The sequence below is a fragment of the Herbaspirillum sp. B65 genome, assembly GCF_000333555.1.
In the GTDB taxonomy this organism is placed as follows: domain Bacteria; phylum Pseudomonadota; class Gammaproteobacteria; order Burkholderiales; family Burkholderiaceae_D; genus Herbaspirillum; species Herbaspirillum rubrisubalbicans.
Map to the genome: position 1 here is coordinate 1 of NZ_BADI01000768.1, position 6,224 is coordinate 6,224.

Below are 6,224 nucleotides of genomic sequence, written 5' to 3' on the forward strand. Positions count from 1 at the left end.
GGTCACTTCCGGCAGATGGCCGTAGTGTAGGGATTGGGCACGGTTCTCATCGCCATACAGATTCTGCCTGAACGCCTGAATTGCGGGTTGGTGGCGATGGCCGAGGCATCCGGTTCATATTCTTCGGACGACAAGTGAGTATTCCAGGGCGACAGGCTGGCGCCACAGGTGATCCACAGGCCGTTGACCTGGGAGGTATCGACGTTGTGGTACTGCACCAGCGAGAGCTTGCCCGAGGACGGGTCCTGGTCCAGCGTCAGCACGGCGATGGGCGACGGCAGTTGGCCATACATGGCGGCTTGCTTCTGATCGCGGGTGGTGTATTCGAATTGCACCACGGCAAATACTGCATTGCCTTTCACGCCGGGCACCTTGGCGTTTTGCAGGGTCAGCAGCGAGGAGCCGTCCGGGCAGTCGGAATAGAACTGGCGTTCCTTGCCCGGCAGCGAACGGTCAATGATGGGCTGGTTGTTGATGTCCAGATAGCCACCGGCCAGGATGGTGCCGCCCTTACCGTCCGGCACCATGTCACCGGTCATGAAGAAGGGTTGGTAGGCCAACTGGTAGCTTTGCTTGCTGCCATCGGCAAAGCTGACTTCCAGGGCTGAACCCACGGTGGTGCTGGCCATGGCGGCCGGGTTGGCCAGGGTCGGTGCCGGCATTCCGGTGAAACGTGCCGAGGCGAAGGGCTTGCCCGCCCCCGCAGTGGCGCAGCCAGCCAGCAGGGCCGAGGCCGACAGGCCACCGGTCAGCGGCAGCAGCGGTGCGGCGGCGAGTGCCTTGAGCAGGCCACGGCGAGCGGCTTGCGGCTGGTCGGTAGCGGATGGGAGGGCGGTGGGGGCAGGCTGTCTCATCGAAGGTTCTCCGTATTGGCTAGCAGATAGCAGGTGTCGGGCAGCGCCGAGCGCTGCCGTCAGGATTTTGTCAGTCAAACAAGCGCGCCGATGGTAACGAGGGAAAATGACAGGCGCGTGACGGGTGAAACTGCCCTCCTCCTCTTGTATAATTCAAGGTTTGATCGCAAAAGAAACCATCATGGAAGCAGAACGCCTCAATTCCCTCCAATCCCTGCTCGACGACCTGGCCACCCGCGCCACCGAGCTTCGGGAGGTATCTTTGACTTCGATGTGAAGTCGGAGAAACTCGAACAAGTCAACGCCGAACTGGAAGACCCCAACGTCTGGAACGACCAGAAGCGGGCCCAGGACTCCGGCAAGGAAAAGAAATCGCTGGAAGCGATCGTCCACACCCTCATCAAGATCGATAGCGAACTCACCGATGCCCGCGACCTCTTCGAGATGGCGCGCGAGGAAAAGGACGAGGACACCATCGTCGCCATCGAGGCCGATGCCGAGAACCTGAAGAAGATGGTGGAAGAGATGGAGTTCCGCCGCATGTTCAGCGGCCCCATGGACGCCAACAACTGCTTCATCGACATCCAGGCCGGTGCCGGCGGAACCGAAGCCCAGGACTGGGCTTCCATGCTGCTGCGCCAGTACCTGCGCTATTGCGAACGCAAGGGCTTCAAGGCCGAGATCCTGGAACAGTCCGACGGTGAAGTGGCCGGCATCAAGACCGCCACCATCAAGGTCGAAGGCGAATATGCCTATGGCTTCCTGCGTACCGAAACCGGCGTGCACCGCCTGGTGCGCAAGTCGCCCTTCGACTCGTCCAATGGCCGCCACACCTCCTTCTCCAGCCTGTTCGTCTACCCCGAAGTGGATGAATCCTTCGAGATCGAGATCAACCCGGCCGACGTGCGCGTCGATACCTACCGCGCCTCCGGCGCCGGTGGCCAGCACATCAACAAGACCGACTCCGCCGTGCGCCTCACGCACGCGCCCTCGGGCATCGTCGTGCAATGCCAGAACGACCGCAGCCAGCATCGCAACCGCGCCGAAGCCTGGGACATGCTGCGCGCCAAGCTGTTCGAGCTGGAACTGCGCAAGCGCATGAGCGAGCAGCAGAAGCTGGAAGACTCCAAGACCGACGTCGGCTGGGGTCACCAGATCCGCTCCTACGTGCTGGACCAGTCGCGCATCAAGGACTTGCGCACCAACTTCGAAACCGGCAATACCAAGGCCGTGCTCGATGGCGACATCGACGACTTCATCGCGGCCTCGCTGAAACAGGGCGTCTGATCCAGACCGGTCGCGTAGCACTGCGCGACCGGGCTTTGCCGGACTGACCGTTCAACCTTCAAGAATTCCAACCATGACCACGCAAAACACCCCCGCCGCCCAGCCGGCAGCCGACGAGAACAGCATCATCGCCGAGCGCCGCGCCAAGCTGGCGGCCATCCGCGAACAGGGCGTCGCCTTCCCCAACGATTTCCGTCCGGCCAACAAGGCTGCCGACCTGCATGCGCAATACGACAGCTTCGAGAACGAAGCCCTGGAAGCCGAGCCGGTCACCGTCACCGTCGCCGGCCGCATGATGTTGAAGCGGGTCATGGGCAAGGCGGCCTTCGCCACCCTGCAGGATGCCTCGGGTGCACGCGCCGATGGCCGCATCCAGCTCTACGTGACCCGCGACGTCACCGGCGAAGAAGCCATGGCCGCCTTCAAGCACTATGACCTGGGCGATATCCTGGGTGCGGAAGGTACGCTCTTCAAGACCAAGACCGGCGAGCTGTCGATCAAGGTCACCCAGCTGAAGCTGATCACCAAGTCGCTGCGTCCGCTGCCGGACAAGTTCCACGGCCTGGCCGACCAGGAAATGAAGTATCGCCAGCGCTATGTCGACCTGATCATGAGCGAAGAGACCCGCCGCACCTTCAAGGCGCGTACCGCCGCGATGTCGTCGATCCGCCGCTTCATGGAAACCAACGGCTTCATGGAAGTGGAAACCCCGATGCTGCACCCCATCCCGGGCGGCGCCGCGGCCAAGCCCTTCATCACCCACCACAACGCGCTGGACATGCAGATGTTCATGCGCATCGCTCCCGAGCTGTACCTGAAGCGCCTGGTGGTGGGCGGCTTCGAGCGCGTCTTCGAGATCAACCGCAATTTCCGCAATGAAGGCGTGTCGCCGCGTCACAACCCGGAATTCACGATGATGGAGTTCTACGCTGCCTACGTGGATTACCAGTGGCTGATGGGCTTCACCGAACAGGTGATCCGCCAGGCTGCCATCGATGCCCACGGCACTGCCGTGCTGACCTACCAGGGCCGCGAGCTGGACCTGTCCAAGCCCTTCGACCGCCTGACCATCACCGGCGCGATCCTGAAGTACGCGCCCAACTACACCGAGGCGCAACTGGCCGACATCGACTTCCTGCGCACGGAACTCAAGAAGTTCGGCGTCAAGACCGACCAAGCCCCGCTGGCAGGTGCTGGCATCGGCGCGCTGCAACTGGCGCTGTTTGAAGAAACCGCCGAGTCGCAACTGTGGAACCCGACCTACATCATCGACTACCCGGTCGAAGTCTCGCCGCTGGCGCGTGCGTCCGACACGGTGGCCGGTATCACCGAGCGCTTTGAACTCTTCATCACCGGCCGCGAGATCGCCAACGGCTTCTCGGAATTGAACGATGCCGAAGACCAGGCCGCACGTTTCCACGCCCAGGTAGCGGCCAAGGATGCCGGTGACGAAGAAGCCATGTACTACGACGCCGACTACATCCGCGCCCTGGAATATGGGATGCCCCCGGCCGGCGGCTGCGGCATCGGCATCGACCGCCTGATGATGCTCATCACCGACTCGCCCAACATCCGCGACGTGATCCTGTTCCCGCACCTGCGCCGCGAAGACTGATCCGGCAGAAGGCGGTCGCCCTGACTGCCGCCCGCAAACCCTCGATGTGCCTTCCTCTGCATCCCGCCCGGGATGCAGAACCGCTCCTTCCCGCTGGCGCTTGCCTGCTGCTTCCCCTCAAACACTGCTGTTGCGCTGATAACCCACGACAGAGGCGCCTGTTGTGCCATTACAAGTTTTTACAACTGACACAGAATCGGGATTTTTTTTGGCCGATGACCACTCCATAATCCAGTCATCCACTTATCAACCACAACAAAACAACTATAGAGGTCATCATGGAAACCAACACCACACAAAACCTGAGCAGCAACACCGCAGTGGCCAAGCCCTCCTCTGGCCGCCTGCATCCCCTGGTCGCCGGCGCCTCGGTGGCCGTGATCCTGGTCAGCCTGATCGGCGTGGCCGCCATGACCGGCCTGCTGCCCACTTCCCGCAGCGCCAATTCGCCGCAGCAGTTGGCCTCTCTGGAACAACCCGGCCAGCCCGTGAGCCAATCACAACTGGCCCAGCCGCAAGCCCGTCCGGCCACCTCCTACCAGCCGCAGCAAGGCGCCTACCCGGCCCAAGCTGCAGCCCCGGTGGCACAACGCGCCCCGGCCATCTGCAGTAGCTGCGGTGAAGTGATCGGCGTGCGTACCGTGCGCCAGACCGCTCCCACCAGCGGCGTCGGTATTGCCGGTGGTGCCGTGGTCGGCGGCCTGCTGGGCAACCAGATCGGCGGCGGCACTGGTCGCACCCTGGCCACCATCGCCGGTGCCGTCGGTGGCGGCTATGCCGGTAACGAAGTCGAGAAGAACGTGCGCGCCACCACCAGCTACGTGGTCGATGTGCGCATGGAAACCGGCAAGACCCGCAGCTTCCCGCAAAGCGGCGACAATTGGCGCGTGGGTGACCAGGTGCGCGTGGTCAACGGTCATCTGGAAGGCCGCGGCTGATCACTGCTGGCTGGCAAGCCCTGCAAAGCCCTTCGAGCCCCTCGAAGGGCTTTTTTCTTGGCAGTTTGATACTTTTGATGTATTGCATAAAACATCACCCGGCAAGATATGATATGAAGTGATGTACACCAATTGCGTACAAACAACGTTATCCTGTCATCCACCAGTAATATTCCCGTCAAACGGAATGCCAAGCCTCCCCTCAGCCGGCATCCCTGGAAAGGATTTTTGATAAACGCTGGCAACATTCCTGCCGGGCGGTTAGACTTTCGCGCAAAGTTATCCGCCTGGACGGCAGCGGAATAGGTAGTCGGGTTAAAGAACGCGCCAAGCGTCGGCCCGCCAGCTCGTACTGAACGGGGGCGAATGATTCGCCAGGGCGCGCCCATGCGGCGCGAAAGCGTTTGAAGATTTATGGACTCACAGTCATCCACCGATACCAGTGGCCAGGTCAACACGACCCGTGCCGATGACCGCCATGGCGGCCCCCACAAGGATCACGCAGTGATCCTGCTGCACGGCCTGTGCGGCTCGCAACTGGAAATGGGCTCGATTCCCAAGCAGCTCAAGAAGGCTGGCTGCACCGTCATCCCCCTGAACATCGACAATTATTCAGCAGCCCTGACCAATCGGCGCGTCTCCCCCCGCTGGGAAGACTGGTGCGCCGTGGTCGAAAGCCGGGTGGCCCGCCTGAAGGAAGAATTCCGCACCGTCTCGCTGTGCGGCCTGTCCATGGGGGCTACGCTGGCCCTGGCGGTGGCCGCACGCAGCAAGGAATTGCTATCGGTGGTGCTGCTCTCCCCGGTGCTGCAATATGACGGCTGGTCGGTGCCCTGGTACTGGAAACTGTTGACCGTGGTCTACGACATGGGCGTGCGCAACTGGTCCTACAAGGAAAGCGAACCTTACGGCATCAAGAACTTCGAGATGCGCCGCCGAGTGGCCGCCGCGCTGGAAAAGGATGGCGTAGCCGCCGTCGGCGCCGCCGCCATCCCGGCCCGCCACCTGCGCGCCGCGCTGCGCATGATCGACTTCGTGCGCCAGTCGCTGCCGCTGGTGCGCACCGATACCCTGATCATTCATTCCATCGACGATGAAACTGCCTCCCCGCGCAATGCCGAGGTGATCCTGCAACACATCAATGCGGAAGTGCGCAAGGTGGTCTGGCTGGGCGATTGTTATCACATCATCACGGTGGACAATGAACGCGAGATCGTCACCAACGAAACCGTGATGTTCATCAAGCGCAGCATCGAGATCCATGGTAACGATCTCTCCCGCAAATACCTGGGTCATGCCTCGCCGCTGAAGGATAGACGTCACTGAGTGACGCACAGAAACAACGCCGCCGGCCACTTTTTCGCACCGGTAAGCTTGTTGACAGACTGCATTCTTAACATGAGCTCATTGCACGCACGTGTGATGTGAACCAAGATGGATACGACGCGCCACCATTCCAAAGCCATCATGAGCCTGATCCGATTAAAGAACGCCAAGAGCTGGCGCCCGCAGGGATTGCGACCACTGTAC

The 6,224-nt window shown here is 61.7% G+C and carries 4 protein-coding genes and 1 pseudogene; 4 read left to right on the forward strand and 1 reads right to left on the reverse strand.

All coding sequences use genetic code 11. From position 1 onward, the window contains the following. A pseudogene (locus I5W_RS18030) lies at window positions 1–854 on the reverse strand (alkaline phosphatase); the annotation flags it as partial. A gap of 181 nt (window positions 855–1,035) precedes the next feature. On the opposite strand from I5W_RS18030, the gene prfB reads away from it, so the two are divergent. From prfB to I5W_RS18055, 4 genes are all read left to right on the forward strand, one after another. Beyond that, window positions 1,036–2,141, forward strand: a protein-coding gene (prfB, locus tag I5W_RS18040; RefSeq protein WP_199901761.1) for a peptide chain release factor 2 whose coding sequence is annotated in 2 segments (ribosomal slippage) — window positions 1,036–1,110 and window positions 1,113–2,141 — 1,104 coding nt in all. Because the reading frame shifts where the segments join, the coding sequence is not laid out codon by codon here. 73 nt (window positions 2,142–2,214) lie between these two features. After that, complete coding sequence (gene lysS, locus I5W_RS18045; RefSeq protein ID WP_044530262.1) at window positions 2,215–3,756, forward strand: lysine--tRNA ligase; 1,542 nt, start codon at window positions 2,215–2,217, stop codon at window positions 3,754–3,756. Window positions 3,757–4,034: 278 nt separating this feature from the next. Further along, on the forward strand, window positions 4,035–4,694 hold the full coding sequence (locus tag I5W_RS18050) for a glycine zipper 2TM domain-containing protein (RefSeq protein ID WP_044530263.1): 660 nt from the start codon (window positions 4,035–4,037) through the stop codon (window positions 4,692–4,694). A 414-nt stretch (window positions 4,695–5,108) separates the two neighbouring features. Then, a complete protein-coding gene (locus I5W_RS18055) occupies window positions 5,109–6,020 on the forward strand; it encodes an alpha/beta hydrolase (protein ID WP_044530264.1) in 912 nt (303 codons plus the stop codon). Window positions 6,021–6,224 lie beyond the last annotated feature (204 nt).